Below are 17,664 nucleotides of genomic sequence, written 5' to 3' on the forward strand. Positions count from 1 at the left end.
AACAGGGAGAAGGGAAGACGCTCACCCCTTCGACCGCAGCGCGTCGTTCAATCCCCACATGTCCTTTTCCTCCGGTGCGGTCTCCAAGTTCAGCACCGGCACCTGCCTGCGCAGATGGTCGTGGTGGGTGCGCACGCCATATTCGAGGTCGGAGAGGTAGAAGCCCCCGAACGCCTCGGAGAGCATGGATTCGTTCGACCAGACGGAGAGCTGGACATCCTCGTTCATGGTGTCGCGGTCGATGCGGTAGGCAAGGTAGCGCGCCGCCGCCTGCTCCCGCGTCTCGTCCTTGTAGCGATAGATCGCGCCGCGCAGCAGCGTCTCGCCGGTGGACAGCGGGAACTCCTGATAGAACTGCACCGATTCCGGCATGATCGACAGCGCGTTGTTGGGGAAGATGCCGTAATAGATCCAGGCTTTGCGCAGATGCTCCGGCAGGTGCGTCGGCTCGGGCGCTATTTTGATGTACTGGTTGACGCTCCAGCGCCGCCCGGCATGCGGGTTGTAGGTGGCGAAGGACCGCGACACGCCGTTGACGAAGGGTTCGTCGAAATAGGTCGCGCCGTAGAGGTCCTGCAGCGCCGGATGCGCCATGGCGACGTGATAGCCCTCATTGTCGACGTCGCGCACCGATTTCCAGTTGACCGGTGATTTCTGGGTCCAAATGCCCAGGCACGGCACCATGTCGGCAACATTGTAATGGGCGATCTCCGCCTCGATCGGCTTCAAGAGTTCAGCCACGGAAGGCTGCGGGCCACCGTTACGGAAGCGGATGAAGATGAAGCCCATCCAGACTTCGAGATCGAGCGGCATCAGCCCGAACTCGGTCTTGTCGAGTTCCGGGAAGGAGCGCGGACGGGCAGCCCCCCGCAGCGTGCCGTCGAGATTGTAGACCCAGCCGTGGAACGGGCAGATCAGCGCGTTCTTGCAGGTGCCCTGGCTGTCGGCGACGACGCGGCTGCCCCGATGACGGCACATGTTGTTGAAGGCACGCACGACGCCGTCCTTGCCGCGCACGATCAGCGCCCGCTCGCCGATGACGTCCATCGTCAGATAGTCGCCCGGATTTGGCACGTCGGAGACATGGCCGGCGATCTGCCAGTGATTGCGGAAGACGTATTCCTTCTCAAGCTCGAGAAGGGCGTTGGAGTGGTAACTCCACCCCGGCAAACCCCGCCGGTCCCAATCGTTGGGGATCGCCACGTCACGCAGGTGCGGGTTCATGAAAATGCTCTCGTTTTGTTGAATGCTCGTTCAATAAAAACACATTTTGCGTTAAAATGCAATGGCTTGTGAAAGTATGGAAATTTCATGCCGACCGGCTTGCAGCCATCCGAGCCGAGAAAATCCCGGAAAATCCGAGCCTTAACCAGGAGTGCAAAACGGCGGTTCCAGCTTCGGATCCGCAGTTTGTGAGGGCACCGTTTCGACGCGCTTCGCGTATCGGACGATCGCGACAGCCATGCCAATTCTGCGCCTGTGTGAGGTCGCTTACAGTCCGCCGCATCCGACAGGAGCAAAAGGAACAGAAGCGATCCCCGTTTCAGTCCTGTTACATGGGCCATCCCGCCCTATCATCCGGCTGTTACGTGGTGCGGTTAAGTTCGTTTCAAGGAAAAAAGAAAGATAACGAAGGGAACAGCCGATGTTTGCCAAAGTCCGGATCGCCGATGCCAGCCGCCGCTCTTATGGTCCCGAGCGCAATGATCGCCGTCCGAAGCTGGCGTTGCGCCAACGCGCCAGCGACCATCCGATGACGATGTTCATGCTGCTGGGCGTTGCCGCCTTCGCCAGCATGGTGCTTGCGCCAGCCGCGGGTCCCGCTTTCGCCTCGATCAATCCTCCGGCCAATGTCGTGGAGGGCGCGCCGACGACGCTCAAAACCGCGCGCCTGCCGCAGTCGCAAGTCGAATTCGCCTGCAAAGGGCAGAGCTGGGGCGCCGAGAACGCCGAATGCCTGCGTGCCATTGCCGAGCAGTCCGGTCAGCACCGGGCCCGAGCTGTGCGTATGATCGCCAATGCCGCGCCGCTGACCGACACCCCGAACGTGTTTTAGGCTCCCCTGAGCGCACCCTCCGCGCTCCAGTCAGGCTCCCGCCGCAAAGTCGGTCGGGAGCCTCTTTTTTCGAATCCGACGATATCCAGGTGAAGCCGCAGAGGGAGCAATTTCAGATGTCGGCGCCGTTGTCGGCCGCCGCGACATCGGCAACGGTCGCAAGGATGCCGCGGACGTCGAGCGTCGAGAAGGGCTTCTCCAGGATCTGCGGCCGCTGCTGCGGCGGCAGTGCCTCAATCTCGGCCTTGGCGCCGATGAGGTCGCCGGTGACCAGCACGAAACGCTGCGCCAGCCCCGGCCGTTCGGCCAGCAATTCACGGTAGATCGAGATGCCGCTGGTGCCCGGCATGCGCAGGTCGGAAAACACGATGTCCGGCGGCATGTGCCCGCTCAGAACCTCGCCGGCGGACGTCCAGCTTGGCACGAGACGCGACTTGAGCCCCATGAGCTCCAATATGTCGGACAGCGAAGCGGCGACGTCGGGCTCGTCGTCGATGATCAGCGCATGGCGCAACCCGCTCGACCGCGCCGGACCCTCGCCGTCCTTTGCCGCATTGCCGGCAATCGCCGGCAACTGGACGACGAAGCGCGCGCCGTGCGGCTGCACCTCTTCCAACCAGATGTTGCCGTTGTGGCGCTCGACGATCGATTTCGAGATCGACAGGCCGATGCCGGTACCGACGCCGACCGGCTTGGTGGTGAAGTAGGATTCGAAGATGCGTGAGCGGATCGCATCGGGAATGCCGGGTCCGTTGTCTTCGACCGAGAAGCCCGGATTGCCGCGCTCGCTGCGAAAGGTCCGCACCTTGATGCGCCGCTCGCCGGTGAAGCCGGCAAGCGCATGCTGGCTGTTGATGAGGAAGTTGGCCGCGACCTGCGTGACATGGTCGGCGTCGGCCATGGCGAGCAGCGGGCCGTTGGCGAAGTCGGTGTCGATGATGATGCCGCTGGAGCGCGCACCATAGGCGGTCACTTCGAGCGCCGAGCGCATCACCTGGTTGAGGTCGGTTTCGGCCTGCTCGGTCGGATGCAGGCGCACCATCGACAGGAAGCTCTTGACGATGCGCCCGCAGCGTTCGGCGGCCGCGCGCACCTTTTCGGCGCGCACCTTGGTCTGCGGGTCGGCCGCGAATTCATGCAGCAGGGTCGATTGCGCGACCACAACCGCCAGCGGGTTGTTGAGCTCATGCGAGACGCCGGCGAGCAGCGAGCCCATTGCCGCCATCTTTTCATTCTGGTGCAGCTTCTCGCGCTGGCGGTTGATCTCTTCTTCGGCGTGCAGCTTCTCGCGCAGGTCGCGGATCGAGCCGAAGATGAGCCGGCGGTCGGCAACCCTCATCTCCGTCGCGGTCAGCTCGATCGGAAAGATCTCGCCGGCCGCGTTCTGGGTCACTGTCTCAAGCCGCTGGCCAACCATCGGCGCGCCCCGTCCGGCCATGTACTCGGCGCCCGACGAATAACCCTTGCGGTAATAATGCGGCACGATCGTGTCGATCAGATCCTTGCCGAGGATGTCGCTACGCTTGAAGCCGAACATCTTCTCGGCGGCCGGATTGAATTCGATGATGGAGCCGGCCTCGTCGATGACGATGATGGCGTCGAGCGAAGCCTGCAGCATGGTGCGGCGGATAACCTCGCTGGCATGCGCCTCTGAGGGCGAGCGCTCGATGGCGTCGCCGATGGCGAGCGCGATGATGTGAAGCGTCGCCTCCTCTTCATCCGTCCATTCGCGTTCGGCCGCGCAGTCATTGACCGCCAGAGTGCCCCAGAGATGGCCGTGGGCGAAGACCGACACCGAAATGAAGGATTTTATGTTCTGCTTCTCGAAGTCGGCCCGCAGGAAACCATCGAGGTCGCGCGTGTGGCCGGCGAAGACCTTGCCCTGGCGCTCATCCTCCTGCAACTGCTCCAGGAGCGGATCGGAGTTGATGATCGACTGCATGATCACGGTAGGCGATGCGAGCTCGCCGCCAAAAGCAGGGTCGATCCAATAGGAGGCCACGGACTGGGCGAAGCCCTCGCCCGGCAACTCGCGCAAACGGAAGAGAATGCCGCGCTGGCAGTCCAACGAACGGCACAGTGCCTCCAGTATGCTGTCCATCTCGCGCTGCCAGTCGCCTGCTTCGCGCAAGCGGCGAACGACATGGACGGCCGCCATCGCGGCGCCCTGGCGGGAGCCGTGCATTTCTGTCCGTGCGGCCTCAGCTGTCATCGTCGAACGTCATCTCCGGGGCCATATCGGTAAACCATGAAATCCAGCACACAAGCCCGAAAATCGACAACGGTTTTCTGGGGGCATGCCGCCGGACCGGAATGCTACAGCGTCGATTGCGTATCCGGAAGGTGCGCGGCGCCGGAGTCAGTTGCCGTCGCCAGCCGGCAGCGAGAAGATGTAGCCTTCGCCGCGCACCGTGCGCAGGAATTTCGGATTGGCGGGGTCCGCCTCGATCTTCTTTCTCAGACGCATGATGCGGATGTCGACAGCGCGCGACGATTCCGGGTCTTCCACGAAGCCGATCGCCTCCGAGATCGCCGCCCGCGTCAGAAGCCGGTTGGCGCGGGTGAGGAAAACTTCCAGCACGTCGAACTCGCTCTTGGCCATCTCGATGACCGCGCCATTGGCGCCGGTCACCAGCCTGCCGTCGAAATCGGCCTGGAAGCTGCCGAAATTCATGAAGCGGCGCGTGCCGGCCTCGGTCTTCGCGGCCTGGGGGGCAACCGGCTGCGGCACGCGGCGCAGCACACTGCGGACCCTCGCCAGCACTTCGCGCAACTCATAGGGCTTGACGATGTAGTCGTCGGCGCCGAGCTCCAGGCCGACGATGCGGTCGAGCGCGGTGCCGGCGGCGGTGGCGTAGATGATGCCGATCTGCGTCTTGGAACGCAGCCAGCGGCCGAGCGACAGGCCGTCCTCGCCGGGCATGGCGATGTCGAGGATGGCGAGGTGGAAGGGTTGCGCCTCGAGCAGGCTGCGCGCCGCCGCGGCATTCTCGGCCGTGGCAACGTCATAGCCGCTGGCGCCGAGATACTCGGCAACCGCTTCCCTCAGATCCGGCTCGTCCTCGACGACAATGATGCGCGCCTTCACAATGGTCTCGCTCCCGCTTTCAGCGGAAAGTAGATTGGGTATAAACATGATGTCCAGCGCTCATCTCGAGTTGTCTGTGGCGGAGTGGAGAAAATGGCAGCACGATCCGTCGTCGCGCTTGTGTCCGTTGCCGAAGTGGTGGCCGGCGACCTGGCCGACCATCTCGAGCGTCGGGGGCACGACGTGCGTCAGGCGCGCCAGCCCTGGGAGGCGGAGTCGCTGCTTTCGGCAGGCGGCATCGACGTCGTGGTCGTCGGTGACGACGTGACCCAGGCGGAGGGGCGCGAACTGCTCAAGCGCTATAGTAGCCAAGGCGGGGGCGGCGAGGGTGGCTGCGACTTCATCCTGATCTGCCGGCCCGCCGATCTCGTCGACAAGGTGCTGGCGCTGGAGCTCGGCGCTGCCGACGTGATCGAAAGCCCGCTCAATGTGCGCGAGCTGGCGGCGCGCATCGGCCGCCTGCTGACGCGGCGCGGCCGCAACCCCCAGGAACTGATCGTGCTCGAGAATGCGACCGTCGACTTGAGGTCGGCCATGGTCATGCATCGTTCCGGCGCCGAGGATCAGCTGTCGCCGGGGCAGGTGGCGCTGTTGAGATTGTTTCTGGCGAGCCCGCGAAAGGTGCTGACGCGCGACGACATCATTGCCGCCGCGCCCGCCGAGAATGCCGACGCTTTCGACCGCTCGATCGATTCGCGCATCGTGAGGCTGCGCCGTAAGCTCGATACGGAGACCATCACCACGATCAGGGGTGCCGGTTACCGGTTCGATCCGCCGACGCCGCGCACCGACTGAGGCGAGGGCCACCAGGTCTTTTCCTCGATCTTGCATCGGATTTCCAAAACCGCTTCGCACTTTTGGATCCGACGCCGGCGCCTAGCGCACCACGAGGATCGAGGGGCCGGACGGCAATTCGGCGCTGGCGGCGATCTCGGCGTGGGCGCGCTCCTTGAGCAGCACCGTTGCAAGCGCGGCAAAGCCAAGCAGCCCCTGGGCATAAAGCAGTGCGGACAGCACCGAAGCGGCAAATTTCGTCTTCATAACTCAATCCCCAATTCGATAGTCGTCGATGCTTCAGGAAACTCCCGAAGCGCCCGCGCCGCCTACGGAGCCCCCCGCTGCGGCGCGGGCCTTCGGTCCTCTCGGCAGCAAGTAGCCGGAGGGGCCGCGCATCCCTATCAGCCGAAGACCGACCCGCCAGAGGGCCCTCAGCCGGTTGACGCGCAGGCTGGAGATGATCCAGACCGTGGCGATGAACATTGCAGTGTGCAGTGTCGAAACCTCGCCGGAATTCATGGCGCCAAGCGCCGTCACAGGGTTGCCGGCGACAGAGCCGACAGCACCGAGGATGACTGCCGAGACGCCGATCCTGAGAAACCAGGTGCGAACTTTCGATTTCCTGCCCATTTTCGTTTGCTGATGTCTGTTCCCGTGACTCGACATTGCTGCGGGCCTGTATCCGCATCATGCCGCGCAAGTCGCGCTTTGTTGCAATTCGGTTTCGAGATTCGGAGAAAGGCTTTCATATCAAAGCCATATACGCTTTGCCCGCCGGTTTCGGCCTGCTTGATATTGCCGGCAGCCGGTCTAGGGGGAGCGTGTTCTCTGGAATTAGGCCGTCAACTTAGAGAAACGAATTCGAAACATTAACGCATATTAAGCGAAATAGACCTGAAACAGGTGATCCCGATAAGACGATCCATCGAAATTGCAGCCGGCCCGACCGGCATAAGAGAGAGAGAGGGATCGTCATGCATACCGCCATTTCAGCCAAGCTCATCCACGTCACCGCCGCCGCGCTCACCGGCGCGGCTCTGCTCTTCGGCAGCAACGCCGCTCATGCCAACCAGCTCGTCGCCCGGGTTTCGCTGTCGCAGCAGATCATGGAAGTCACGGTCGACGGCCGGCCGACGTTCACCTGGAAAGTGTCGACGGGCGACAGGGGGCACATCACGCCGACAGGGTCATTCAAGCCGACCCGCATGCATGAGATGTGGTATTCGAAGAAATACGACAATGCGCCGATGCCGCATTCGGTCTTCTTCAGCGGCGGCTATGCGGTGCATGCGACCTATGCCATCAAGCATCTTGGCCGGCCAGCTTCGCATGGCTGCGTGCGTTTGCATCCCGATGCCGCGGCCGACTTCTATCAGCTCGTCGAGGCCTTCGGCCCGGGCAACACCAGCATCCTCATCGTAAAGTAACGGGTCAAGTAGCGGGCGGATTGCCGCCTTCAAGCCAGGTTCGACGCAATTCCGGACGGAAGGCCACGGCGAAGTCGCCGAGCAACCGTTCCACACTTTTCTTGGAATTGCTCTGGCGCCGAAGCCGTGGGGTGACCGCCTAAAAAAGAGGCCGGGATTTTCCGGCCTCTTTTTTGTTTTGGAGCAGTCCTGGATTGCTTCAGGTGGGCAGCGCCGGCATCAGCTTCGGATCGGGCTTCTCGGCGAGATGCGGCAGATCCTTGCTGGCGATGAAGGTGTAGAACATCGGCACGACGAACAGCGTGAACATCGTGCCGACCAGAATGCCGGTGAAGATGACGAGGCCCATCGAGTAGCGCGCCGCGGCGCCGGCGCCGCTGGAGATGATCAGCGGCACGACGCCGAGCGCCATCGCGGCCGTCGTCATCAGGATCGGCCGCAGGCGCACCTTGGCCGAGGCGATGATGGCATCGCGGCGCCGCATGCCATGGATTTCGCGCTGCTGGTTGGCGAATTCCACCAAAAGGATGCCGTGCTTGGTGATGAGGCCGATCAGGGTGATCAGTCCGACCTGCGTGTAGATGTTGAGCGTTCCGAGGCCGATATTGAGCGGCACGATGGCACCGAAGATCGAAAGCGGCACCGCCATCATGATGATCAGCGGATCGCGGAAGCTCTCGAACTGAGCGGCCAGAACCAAGTAGATCACGATCACGGCGGCCGCGAAGGCGATCAGGATGGTGTTGCCCTGCTCCTTTTCCTGCCGCGATTGGCCGGAATAGTCGATGAAGAACGTGTCGGGCAGCGTTTCCCTGGCGAGATCCTCCAGCACTTTCAATCCGTCGCCGGTGGTCACGCCGGGCAAGGGCAGGGCGGAGATCGTGGCCGAGTTCAGCTGGTTGAACTGCTCGATCGCTGCCGGCGAGGCGTTGGTCGAGATATGCACCACCGCCGACAGCGGCACCATCTTGCCGTCGACGCTGCGCACGAAATACTCGCCGAGCTTCGCCGGATTGTCGCGGAACTCCTGCGGCACCTGTGGGATGATGTCATAGCTGTTGGAGTCGCGATCGAACTGCGCCACTTCGGCGCCGCCGACCAGCAGCGTCAGCGTGTTGCCGATGTCGGCGATGGGCAGGTTCAGTGCCGCCGCGCGCTCGCGGTCGATGGTGACGGTCACCTGCGGGGCGTCATAGGACATCGAGTTCTGCACGACGATGAAGCGGCCGGAAGCCTGCGCCTTGTTCTTGATCTTCTCGGCCTGGTCGAAGACTTCCGAGGGATCGCCGGTCGAGCGAACCACCATCGAGATCGGCAGGCCGCCGCCCGAGCCGGGCAGCGTCGGCGGCGCGAAGACGAAAGCCTCGACGCCGGCGACCTTGGCCAAGCGACCGGTGATGTCGGTCTGGATCTCCTTCGAACTGCGCTGCCGTTCGGCCCAATCCTTGAAGGCAAAGCCGACAAAAGCGCCGTTGGTGGCGCCGCCGAAGGCGACCGCCGAGAACTGCGCCCGCGTTTCCGGAATGTCCTTAACAAGACCGAGGATCTGGTTGACGTAGGTCTCGGTGTAGTCCGAGGTAGCGTAGCGCGGGGCGGTTACGATCGAAAGCAGGAAGCCCTGGTCTTCTTCCGGCGCTAGTTCGGTCGAGGTCTTGGTGAACATGAAGCCGGTGAGCGCAACCAGCGCGACGACGATGATAAAGGTAACCGGCCTGTTTCTGAGCGAAGCGGTCACCGCCCGCTCGTAGACGCGCTCGACACGGCTGAAGGTGCCGTCGACGATGCGCTGGAAGCGGCCGTGCGCGCCGGCCTTCAAGAGGCGAGCCGACATCATCGGCGTGATGGTCACCGCAATCAGGCCGGACAGCACCACGGAGCCGGCCAACGTGACCGCGAACTCGCGGAACAGCGCGCCGGTCAGACCGCCGGTGAAGGCAAGCGGCGCAAACACGGCGGCCAGCGTAATGGTCATGGCGACGATTGCCGAGAAGATCTCGCGCATGCCGTTGAAAGCCGCCTGCATCGGCGACATGCCGTCTTCCTCCATATGGCGGTGGATGTTCTCCACCACGACAATGGCGTCGTCGACGACAAGGCCGATCGCCAGCACCATGGCAAGCAGCGACAGAAGGTTGATCGAATAGCCTACCGCAAACAGAATGAAACAGACGCCGATCAGCGACAGAGGGATGGTCACGATCGGCATCATCACCGAGCGGAAGGATCCGAGGAAGAGCAGGATGACGAGAATGACGATGGCGACAGCCTCACCGATGGTCTTGAACACCTCCTCGATCGAGGCGCTGATCTGCTCGGTGGAATCGTAGACGATCTCGATCGTCATGCCCTTCGGCAACGTATCCTGGATCACCGGCACGATCTTGTGGATCGCCTCGGCAGTCGTCAGCGGATTGGCGGCAGGCGTCGGGAAGATGGCCAGGAAGGTGCCCGGCTTGCCGTTGAAGCTCACCCTCGTGTCGGTGCTGGCGGCGCCAAGCTCGACCCGCGCCACATCGCGCAGCCGCACCACCTGGCCGTCGGTCGAGCGGATGGGGAGCTGCGCGAAGGCTTCCGGCGTCTGCAGGGTCGAGTGAACCGCGATCGAGGAAACCACATACTCGTTCTGTGTGTTGCCGGGCGCGGACAGGAAATTGGAATTGTTGATCGCAGTCAGCACGTCGGCGGCCGTGGCGCCGCGGGCGGCGAGCCTGACCGGGTCGATCCAGACCCGCATCGAATATTCCTCGGCGCCGAAGATCTGGACGTCGGCGACGCCTTCCACGGTCGAGATGCGCGGCCGCACGACGCGCTCGATGTACTCGGTCAACTGCTCCTTCGACATGTTCGGATTCTGCATCGAGATATACATCATCGCGAACTGCTGGCCGGTGCCCTTGACGATCACCGGATCCTTGGCGGCATCCGGCAAGGTGCCGCGCACGCCTTGAACCTTGGACAGCACCTCGGTCAACGCAACATCGGGGTTGGAGCCGAGCTTCATCTGCACGGTCACCGTGCTCGAAGACGGGCGGCTCGACGAGGTGACGTAGTCGATGTTTTCCGTCGAGGCGACGGCGCGCGCGATCGGCGCAGAGATGAAGCCCTGAATCAGGTCGGCGCTGGCTCCGGGATAGGCCGTGGTGATGGTGATCGCCGTCTCGTCAACCTTCGGATACTGCCGGATCGACAGGTTGAAGATGGCCTGGAAACCCAGGAGCAGGATCATGCAGGCCAGCACCGTCGAGAGGACGGGGCGGCGAATGAAGATATCGGAAAAGCTCATTGCTGAACCTGCTTGTTTGCCGATTTGCTGAGATCAACGGTGTTGTCGACCGCAACGGACATGCCGTTGAAGAGCCGGTTCTGACCGGCGGTCACGACCTGGTCGCCGGCCTTCAGGCCTTCGACGATCTCGACCATGCCGTTGTTGCGGCGGCCGAGCTTGACGAAGACCTGCGATAGAACGAGCGCCGGTTGCTGCCCGGTTTCGGCCGGCTTTTGAGCGTTCTCAGCCGGCTTCGCGGCGCTGTCGGCGGCGTTTGCCGTATCGGAGGCCGGCTTCGAGGCATCGGCTTGCGGCTTGGCTGCATCGCCGGCAGGCTTCTCCGCGCCGGACTTCTGGTCTTCCGATTTTGCTGGCGCGGCAGCGCCGGCCTCAGGGGGCTTGGGCGGCACCACCACGAAGACATAGTCGCCGTACAGGCTTGAGGTCACCGCCGTCTGCGGCACCGAGATGACGTTGCTTTCCTCCGGCAACTCGACGCGGATTTGCACGAACTGGCCCGGGGTCAGCTTGCCCTCCGGGTTGGCGACCTCGCCGCGGATCGACACCAGCCGGCTTGCCGGGTCGATCTTGGGATCGATGCCGCGGATCGAGCCGGCAAAGGACATGTCGGCAGCATTGCTGCCGATCCGCACCGTCTGGCCGATCTTCAGCAGCGGCAGCTGCTGTTCGGGCACGGTGAAGTCGACCTGCATCGTGTCCAGATCCTGGATCGTGACGACTGAGTTGCCGGGCGCCAGATACTGGCCAATGTCGATCTTCGGAATGCCGACCGTGCCGGTAAAGGGAGCTGCGAGTTGCTTTTGGTCGAGCACGGCTTGCAGCTTGTTCACTTGCGCGGCCGATGCGGTCGCCGCCGCGCGCGCGGCATCAAGCGTAGCGTCGGTGCCGACGCCACGCCGCTGCAATTCCAGCGCGCGGGTCAGCGCCGCCTGGTCGGATGCTGCCTGAGCCTTCTGTGCCACCAGATCGGCCTTCTCGACGGCATCGTCGAGCTGCAGAAGCACAGCGTCGGCCGCGACCTTCTGGTTGGCGTGGAAGAGGATGTCCTTGACGATGCCGGCCGTCTCGACGGTCAGGTCGACGCCGCGCACGGCGTTGACGGTGCCGATCGCCTCGACGCCGGGCGTCCAGTTCGAAGGCTTCGCCACGATGGTCGACACTGTCGCCGCCGGCGGTTTCATGGTGGCGAAAAACTGCTTGATCGCATTGTCACGAAACAGGTTGAAGCCGACGATTCCGGCGCACACCACGGCGAGCAGCAGTAGAATTCCGGTGATGATGAAGAAGCGCTTCACGGATAGTTCCCCTCGAGCCGGCAACCGGCAACGTCAATTGCCGGGACACATATCGACGATAAATCCCGATTTCAAATTGCGGGCGCCTTACTGTACCGTCTGGACGGTCTTGTCAATTCCACAAGGCCTAATGTAAGGGAAGGCGTGATGAAAGCTCGCAGGGCAAACTCGCGCGACAGGATACTTGCAGCGGCAGCCGACGTGGCGCGCGAGGCGGGCCCGGGAAGCCTGTCACTCGACGCCATCGCCAATCGCGCCGGCGTGTCGAAGGGCGGTCTGCTCTACAATTTCCCGACCAAGGCCAAGCTGATGCAGGGGCTGGTCGAGAATTACCTCAATGCTTTCGAGCAGGCGCTCGAAGAACGCACGGCCGAGGCAAGCGATGAAAGCGCGCTCGCGGCCTACATACGGCTCTCGGCCGATGATTGCGAGAAGCCGAAACCTTCGGCCTCCTGGATGTTCTCCGCGATCGCCGAGGATCCGGAATTCCTGACGCCGATCAAAGCCTTCAAGCGGCAGCTGTTCGAACGGCTGAAGGGGGAAACGGACGACCTCGGCTCGCTGCTGGTTTGTTTCCTCGCCATCGAGGGGCTGCGCAGTATGAATCTTTTCGATTCAGACGTGCTGTCGCAGCAGGAGCACAAGCTCCTGGTTTCCTCGCTGCTCAAGATAGCCGGATAGGTCGCAGGCTCACATCAGCGGCGGCAAAGACCGCCCTAGGACCGCCAGCTTCCTGTCGCTCGAACTGCATCACAACATTGTATCGCACCGAAATACGGGCATGGCATTGTTATGTTGCGACGCACAAACTATGTGCTTCAACAGTCCCTCCCTCCACGTGCGAGATCTGCCATGGGTTCCCTGTCTTCCAAGAATGCGCTCGTCACTGGCTCGACCAGCGGCATCGGCCTTGCAATCGCCCGCGCCTTTGCCGCCGAGGGCGCCAACGTAACCATCAACGGCCTGGGCGATGCCGCGGCGATCGAAAAGGAGCGCGCCGGCATCGAGAGGGATTTCGGCGTCAAGTGCCGCTATTCCGGCGCCAACATGATGGACGGCGGGGCGGTCACCGCCATGATCCGCGAGGCCGAGGAGGCGTTCGGCAGCCTCGACATCCTGGTCAACAATGCCGGCATCCAGCATGTCGCGCCGATCGACGAATTCCCCGACGACAAGTGGGAAGCAATCATCCGCATCAACCTGCTTGCCGCCTTCTATGCCATCAAGGCGGCGCTGCCGGGCATGAAGAGCCGCAAATGGGGCCGCATCATCAACACGGCTTCGGCCCATGCGTTGGTCGCCTCGCCGTTCAAGTCGGCCTATGTCTCTGCCAAGCACGGGATTGCAGGTCTGACCAAGACGGTGGCGCTGGAAGTCGCGCAGGATGGCATCACCGTCAATGCGATCGCGCCCGGTTATGTCTGGACGCCGCTGGTCGAGAAGCAGATCCCCGACACGATGAAGGCGCGCGGCATGACCGAGGAACAGGTCAAGCACGATGTGCTGCTTGCCGCGCAGCCGACCAAAGAGTTCGTCAGCGTTGAGGAATTGGCGGCACTGGCGCTGTTCCTGTGCTCGGATGCGGCCAAGCAGATGACCGGCACGACCCTGCCGATGGATGGCGGTTGGACGGCGCAGTAAGTGCAGCTTCCAAAGAAGGTGCGGGCCGCGCCTTCCTCGACAAGAATTCTTGACAATCGTAGGGGAGCGTTCCAGCATCCTGGCTAAGGGGTTCCCCGCGACGACCCCGTGAGGCGTCAGCCCAACGATCGCGTCCAAACTCTCTTCGTTCAGGAGGTGGACGCCATGCCGTCAACAACTCAGATCACAGTGCCACAGCTTGCCCGACTGGTCGGCCTGCCGGATGCACCTCGTCTCGTCGACGTACGCATCGACGACGACTTTCAAGCCGATCCGCGGCTGCTGCCGGCTTCTTACCGACGCGACTTCAGAACCGTCTCGACCTGGGCGGCCGACTTCTCCGGATCCAAGGTCGTGGTCATCTGCCAGCGCGGAGAGAAGCTCTCGCAAGGCGTTGCCGCGTGGCTGCGCCACGAGGGCATTCCGGCGGAATCGTTGGAAGGCGGTTTCGCGGCCTGGGCCGCCGTCAAGGCGCCGTTAGTCGCGGCCGACGCAATTCCGCCTCGCGATGGGAAGGGTCGCACCGTATGGGTCACGCGTTCCCGGCCGAAGGTCGATCGCATCGCCTGCCCCTGGCTGATCCGACGATTTGTCGATCCTGGCGCCGTGTTCCTGTTCGTCGACCCGGCCGAGGTGCCCCTGGTGGCGGATCGCTTCGCCGCGGTGCCCTTCGACATCGAAGGCGTGTTCTGGAGCCATCGCGGCGATCATTGCACCTTCGACACGATGATTGAGGAGTTCGGCCTGCGCACCGAGGCGCTCGATCGTCTGGCGCTGATCGTGCGCGGCGCGGATACAGCGCGTCTCGACCTGGTGCCGCAGGCTGCCGGGTTCCTCGCCGCGTCGCTCGGCCTGTCGCGCATGTTCCGCGACGACCTGGAACAGCTCGAAGCCGGCATGCTGCTCTATGACGCTTTCTTCCGCTGGTGCCGCGACGCCACGGACGAGACGCATAACTGGCCGGCCGGGGGTAAGCAACAATGACCGTGCTTGCCAAGGACAGCGCCGAGCAGCCGGCCGATGTCCCGGCTGTGCCGACCTTCAGTGATGCGACGCGGCTGTGGGCCAAGATCGGCCTGCTCTCTTTCGGCGGGCCGGCCGGGCAGATCGCCCTGATGCACAAGGAACTGGTCGAGGAGCGCCGCTGGATCGGCGAGGAGCGATTCCTGCATGCTCTGAACTACTGCATGCTTCTTCCGGGTCCCGAGGCGCAGCAGCTTGCCGTCTATATCGGCTGGCTGCTGCACAGGACGGCCGGCGGCCTCGTCGCCGGAACATTGTTCGTGCTCCCAGGCGCACTGGTCATGCTCGCCCTGAGCAGTTTCTACATGCTCTACAACGACGCGCCGGTCATCGAGGCGCTGTTCTTCGGCATCAAGGCGGCGGTGCTGGCGGTCGTCGTCGAAGCGGTGATCCGCATCGGCAAGAGGGCGCTGAAGAACCGGGTCATGGTGGGCATCGCGGTGGCGGCCTTTCTTGCCATCTATGTCCTCAAGCTGCCGTTTCCACTGATCGTGCTTGCGGCGGTACTTATTGGCTGGGTCGGCAATCGCTTTGCACCCAGGCTGTTTTCGGGTTCGGCGCATGGCGAGGGCAACGCCGCCGCCGACAGAGGCGGCGTGGTCGACCTGATGTTCGAGCGCGGCGAGCTCGGCCACACCGTGCCGACCAAATGGCACGCAGCCCGGACCATCGCCATCTGGCTGCCGATCTGGCTCGGACCGGTGGCGCTGATCGCCGTGCTGGCAGGGCCAGGGAGCGTATGGGCGCAGATCGGCGGCTTCTTCAGCCTGATGGCGGTCGTCACCTTCGGCGGCGCCTATGCGGTTCTTGCCTATGTCGCGCAAGCCGCGGTGACCTCGTTCGGCTGGCTTTCGCCCGGAGAAATGGTCGACGGGCTCGGACTTGCCGAGACGACGCCCGGACCGCTGATCCTGGTGCTGCAATTCGTCGGCTACGCCGCCGCCTATCGCCATGCGGGTACGCTCAGCCCTCTGCTTGCAGGGTCGCTGGGGGCGGCGCTGACGCTCTGGGCTACCTTTGCGCCCTGCTTCTTCTGGATATTCCTCGGCGCGCCCTACATCGAGCAGCTGCGGCAGAACAAGGCGTTGTCGGCGGCGCTCGGTGCGATAACGGCAGCGGTCGTCGGCGTGGTGATGAACCTTGCGCTGTGGTTCGCGCTGCATGTCGTCTTCGGCAAAGTCGAGAGCGTCGGCTGGGGCGTCGAGGTTCCGGTCGTTTCCTCGCTCGACTGGCGCGCAGCGCTGCTGTCGGCGGCGGCGATGGTCGCCATGCTCAGGCTGAAGGCCGGCATGCTGCCGACGCTCGCGGCATCCGCGCTGGCGGGACTGGCTCTACAGGCATTGTGAATTGTTTCCAGCCGCAGCCAAGCGTGACCGAGAGCTATGTTTACAACTAACATGTCAGTATGCTACGCCTGCTCGCGGATTGATGAATGGAGAATTGCAGGTGGGTTCGCGCTTTGGTCTGTCGGTTGCGCTCACAACGCCCTTTGATGCAGCAGGGCGGATCGCCGTTCCGCTGATGACCGAGCATGCTAAGGCCTGTCTCGATGCTGGCTGCAGCAGCGTAACGCTGTTCGGCACCACCGGCGAAGGCGCTTCCGTCGGTACGGCGGAGCGGCAGGCGGTCATCGATGCCATGCTTGCGGCGGGAATACCCGCGGACCAACTCGTTGCAGGCGTGCTGGTCGATGCGGCGGAGGACGCTGCCGAGCAGTGCCGCCAGGCGTTGCAGCGCGGCGCCCGCAACATCCTTCTGGCGCCGCCGAGCTATTTCAAGAATGTCGGTGACGATGGGCTGTTCGGCTGGTTCGGCGCCGTGTTCGCCGCGCTCGGTCCGCTGGCCCGCGGCATGCTGCTCTACAACATCCCCTCGGTCACGACGGTGCAGCTGTCGCTCGACCTGATCGGCCGGCTTCGCAAGGCGTATCCGGGCGTGGTCGCCGGGGTCAAGGATTCCGGTGGAGACTGGGGCTACAGCGAAGCGCTGCTCAAGGCGCATGGCGACCTGATCATCCTCATCGGCGACGAACGGCATCTGGCTCCGGCGGTGCGGATCGGCGGCCAGGGCGCGATTTCCGGCATGGCCAATTTCGCCGCCGGCGAACTGCGCGCCATGATCGAGAGCGGACGCGACGACTCCCGCGTGGAAAGCTTCGTCCTCGAACTGCTCCGGCATCCGGTCATCCCGGCGGTGAAGGCCATGGTGGCGCGCCAGACCGGCGACGAACGCTGGCTGACGGTTCGGCCGCCGCTCGTGCCGGTAGCCTTGCAGGAACGGCAACAGCTTGGCGCCGCTTACGACAGGCTGTTTGCGACACAGGCAGCCTGAACCGGGGAGGGCGCTGATCGGCATGGACGACACGAGCGAACCGGCAACCCTCAGGGAGAAGGCCTATGCCAGCTTCACGCGGCATCTGCTGGCCCGCGACCTCAGGCCCGGCCAGTTCGTTTCGCAGCGCGAGCTGGTCGCCTTCACCGGCCTGCCGCTCGGAGCCATCCGCGAGATCGTGCCGCGGCTCGAGGCCGAGGGACTGCTGACCACCATACCGCAACGCGGCATGCAGATCGCGCATATCGACATCAGCCTGATCCGCGAGGCTTTCCAGTTCCGCCTGTTCATAGAGCGCGAGGCGGTCGCGCTGTTTGCCGTCAACGCGTCCGACGCCGAGATTGCGGGTCTGAGGCGCGAGCACGAGGACATGCTCGCCCAAGCGCTGGCGCAGACCCCGACCCCCGAAATGGAAGCCAAGGCCCAGAACATCGACTGGGCTATGCATGACACCTTCATCAGCGCGCTGGGCAACGAGATCATCGCCAAGGCCTATCTGGTAAATTCGGTGAAGATCCGGCTCATCCATCAGGAGCGGTTCCGCATCGACGGTCGGGTCGTGCCGGTCATGCGCGAGCATCTTGCGGTGATCGAGGCCCTGGAGAAACGCGATCCGCAGATGGCGGTCGAGGCGATCAGCCAGCACATCGACAATGCGCGCCGGCTGGCGCTGCAGGTTTGAGGAAGCAAAACCGCGCCGCAATCGTCGTGGCGTAATCGACAACGACAACCGGGAGGAA

Annotated in this window: 16 protein-coding genes; 9 read left to right on the forward strand and 7 right to left on the reverse strand. The window is 63.5% G+C overall.

The annotated features are described in order from the left end of the window. Positions 1-21 precede the first annotated feature (21 nt). Positions 22-1,224: an aromatic ring-hydroxylating dioxygenase subunit alpha gene (locus CK222_RS07295; protein ID WP_066990508.1), complete on the reverse strand. Its 1,203-nt coding sequence runs from the start codon at positions 1,222-1,224 to the stop codon at positions 22-24. Positions 1,225-1,645: 421 nt separating this feature from the next. Between CK222_RS07295 and CK222_RS07300 the strand changes: the two genes are divergently transcribed. Beyond that, the gene (locus tag CK222_RS07300) at positions 1,646-2,056 is read left to right on the forward strand and encodes a hypothetical protein (protein WP_095799859.1); all 411 of its coding nucleotides are present in this window, start codon (positions 1,646-1,648) and stop codon (positions 2,054-2,056) included. 112 nt (positions 2,057-2,168) lie between these two features. Here CK222_RS07300 and CK222_RS07305 read toward each other — a convergent pair whose 3' ends face one another. Further along, positions 2,169-4,268 carry a sensor histidine kinase gene (locus CK222_RS07305; protein ID WP_176477581.1) on the reverse strand — a complete coding sequence of 700 codons (2,100 nt, stop codon included), beginning with the start codon at positions 4,266-4,268 and terminating at the stop codon, positions 2,169-2,171. 147 nt (positions 4,269-4,415) lie between these two features. After that, positions 4,416-5,144 (reverse strand): response regulator transcription factor, encoded by a 729-nt coding sequence (locus CK222_RS07310; RefSeq protein WP_067319230.1) that lies wholly within the window; start codon positions 5,142-5,144, stop codon positions 4,416-4,418. Positions 5,145-5,237: 93 nt separating this feature from the next. Here CK222_RS07310 and CK222_RS07315 point away from each other — a divergent pair, with 93 nt between their 5' ends. Then, positions 5,238-5,939, forward strand: a complete 702-nt coding sequence (locus tag CK222_RS07315; protein ID WP_066990432.1) for a response regulator transcription factor — start codon at positions 5,238-5,240, stop codon at positions 5,937-5,939. An 81-nt stretch (positions 5,940-6,020) separates the two neighbouring features. On the opposite strand, the gene CK222_RS07320 is transcribed toward CK222_RS07315, so the two are convergent. Next, complete coding sequence (locus CK222_RS07320) at positions 6,021-6,185, reverse strand: hypothetical protein (RefSeq protein WP_082953640.1); 165 nt, start codon at positions 6,183-6,185, stop codon at positions 6,021-6,023. Between the two features lie 33 nt (positions 6,186-6,218). Further along, entirely contained in the window at positions 6,219-6,551 is a 333-nt protein-coding gene (locus CK222_RS07325) for a hypothetical protein (protein WP_095799860.1), read from the reverse strand. Between the two features lie 344 nt (positions 6,552-6,895). Between CK222_RS07325 and CK222_RS07330 the strand changes: the two genes are divergently transcribed. Then, positions 6,896-7,348: a L,D-transpeptidase gene (locus tag CK222_RS07330; protein ID WP_066990426.1), complete on the forward strand. Its 453-nt coding sequence runs from the start codon at positions 6,896-6,898 to the stop codon at positions 7,346-7,348. 199 nt (positions 7,349-7,547) lie between these two features. Here CK222_RS07330 and CK222_RS07335 read toward each other — a convergent pair whose 3' ends face one another. After that, positions 7,548-10,631 (reverse strand): efflux RND transporter permease subunit, encoded by a 3,084-nt coding sequence (locus CK222_RS07335; RefSeq protein WP_095799861.1) that lies wholly within the window; start codon positions 10,629-10,631, stop codon positions 7,548-7,550. Further along, on the reverse strand, positions 10,628-11,929 hold the full coding sequence (locus CK222_RS07340) for an efflux RND transporter periplasmic adaptor subunit (RefSeq protein WP_095799862.1): 1,302 nt from the start codon (positions 11,927-11,929) through the stop codon (positions 10,628-10,630). The genes CK222_RS07335 and CK222_RS07340 overlap by 4 nt, the downstream gene beginning before the upstream one ends. A gap of 147 nt (positions 11,930-12,076) precedes the next feature. Between CK222_RS07340 and CK222_RS07345 the strand changes: the two genes are divergently transcribed. From CK222_RS07345 to CK222_RS07370, 6 genes are all read left to right on the forward strand, one after another. Beyond that, entirely contained in the window at positions 12,077-12,610 is a 534-nt protein-coding gene (locus CK222_RS07345; RefSeq protein WP_066990416.1) for a TetR/AcrR family transcriptional regulator, read from the forward strand. 171 nt (positions 12,611-12,781) lie between these two features. Next, complete coding sequence (locus CK222_RS07350) at positions 12,782-13,570, forward strand: 3-hydroxybutyrate dehydrogenase (RefSeq protein WP_095799863.1); 789 nt, start codon at positions 12,782-12,784, stop codon at positions 13,568-13,570. A gap of 165 nt (positions 13,571-13,735) precedes the next feature. After that, positions 13,736-14,554: a sulfurtransferase/chromate resistance protein gene (locus tag CK222_RS07355; RefSeq protein WP_095799864.1), complete on the forward strand. Its 819-nt coding sequence runs from the start codon at positions 13,736-13,738 to the stop codon at positions 14,552-14,554. After that, on the forward strand, positions 14,551-15,939 hold the full coding sequence (gene chrA / locus CK222_RS07360; RefSeq protein WP_095799865.1) for a chromate efflux transporter: 1,389 nt from the start codon (positions 14,551-14,553) through the stop codon (positions 15,937-15,939). The genes CK222_RS07355 and chrA overlap by 4 nt, the downstream gene beginning before the upstream one ends. Positions 15,940-16,039: 100 nt before the next feature. Beyond that, a complete protein-coding gene (locus CK222_RS07365; RefSeq protein ID WP_095799866.1) occupies positions 16,040-16,924 on the forward strand; it encodes a dihydrodipicolinate synthase family protein in 885 nt (294 codons plus the stop codon). A 22-nt stretch (positions 16,925-16,946) separates the two neighbouring features. Then, complete coding sequence (locus CK222_RS07370; protein WP_095799867.1) at positions 16,947-17,606, forward strand: GntR family transcriptional regulator; 660 nt, start codon at positions 16,947-16,949, stop codon at positions 17,604-17,606. The last annotated feature ends 58 nt before the right edge of the window (positions 17,607-17,664 follow it).

Source organism: Mesorhizobium sp. WSM3866 (assembly GCF_002294795.1).
GTDB lineage: Bacteria > Pseudomonadota > Alphaproteobacteria > Rhizobiales > Rhizobiaceae > Mesorhizobium.

What these genes read in the sequence shown, in the direction of transcription:
- CK222_RS07295 (WP_066990508.1), bottom strand. Translation starts at nt 1,224, where the DNA reads ATGAACCCGCACCTGCGTGACGTGGCGATCCCCAACGATTGGGACCGG.
- CK222_RS07300 (WP_095799859.1), top strand. Translation starts at nt 1,646, where the DNA reads ATGTTTGCCAAAGTCCGGATCGCCGATGCCAGCCGCCGCTCTTATGGT.
- CK222_RS07305 (WP_176477581.1), bottom strand. Translation starts at nt 4,268, where the DNA reads ATGACAGCTGAGGCCGCACGGACAGAAATGCACGGCTCCCGCCAGGGC.
- CK222_RS07315 (WP_066990432.1), top strand. Translation starts at nt 5,238, where the DNA reads ATGGCAGCACGATCCGTCGTCGCGCTTGTGTCCGTTGCCGAAGTGGTG.
- CK222_RS07320 (WP_082953640.1), bottom strand. Translation starts at nt 6,185, where the DNA reads ATGAAGACGAAATTTGCCGCTTCGGTGCTGTCCGCACTGCTTTATGCC.
- CK222_RS07325 (WP_095799860.1), bottom strand. Translation starts at nt 6,551, where the DNA reads ATGGGCAGGAAATCGAAAGTTCGCACCTGGTTTCTCAGGATCGGCGTC.
- CK222_RS07330 (WP_066990426.1), top strand. Translation starts at nt 6,896, where the DNA reads ATGCATACCGCCATTTCAGCCAAGCTCATCCACGTCACCGCCGCCGCG.
- CK222_RS07335 (WP_095799861.1), bottom strand. Translation starts at nt 10,631, where the DNA reads ATGAGCTTTTCCGATATCTTCATTCGCCGCCCCGTCCTCTCGACGGTG.
- CK222_RS07345 (WP_066990416.1), top strand. Translation starts at nt 12,077, where the DNA reads ATGAAAGCTCGCAGGGCAAACTCGCGCGACAGGATACTTGCAGCGGCA.
- CK222_RS07350 (WP_095799863.1), top strand. Translation starts at nt 12,782, where the DNA reads ATGGGTTCCCTGTCTTCCAAGAATGCGCTCGTCACTGGCTCGACCAGC.
- CK222_RS07355 (WP_095799864.1), top strand. Translation starts at nt 13,736, where the DNA reads ATGCCGTCAACAACTCAGATCACAGTGCCACAGCTTGCCCGACTGGTC.
- chrA (WP_095799865.1), top strand. Translation starts at nt 14,551, where the DNA reads ATGACCGTGCTTGCCAAGGACAGCGCCGAGCAGCCGGCCGATGTCCCG.
- CK222_RS07370 (WP_095799867.1), top strand. Translation starts at nt 16,947, where the DNA reads ATGGACGACACGAGCGAACCGGCAACCCTCAGGGAGAAGGCCTATGCC.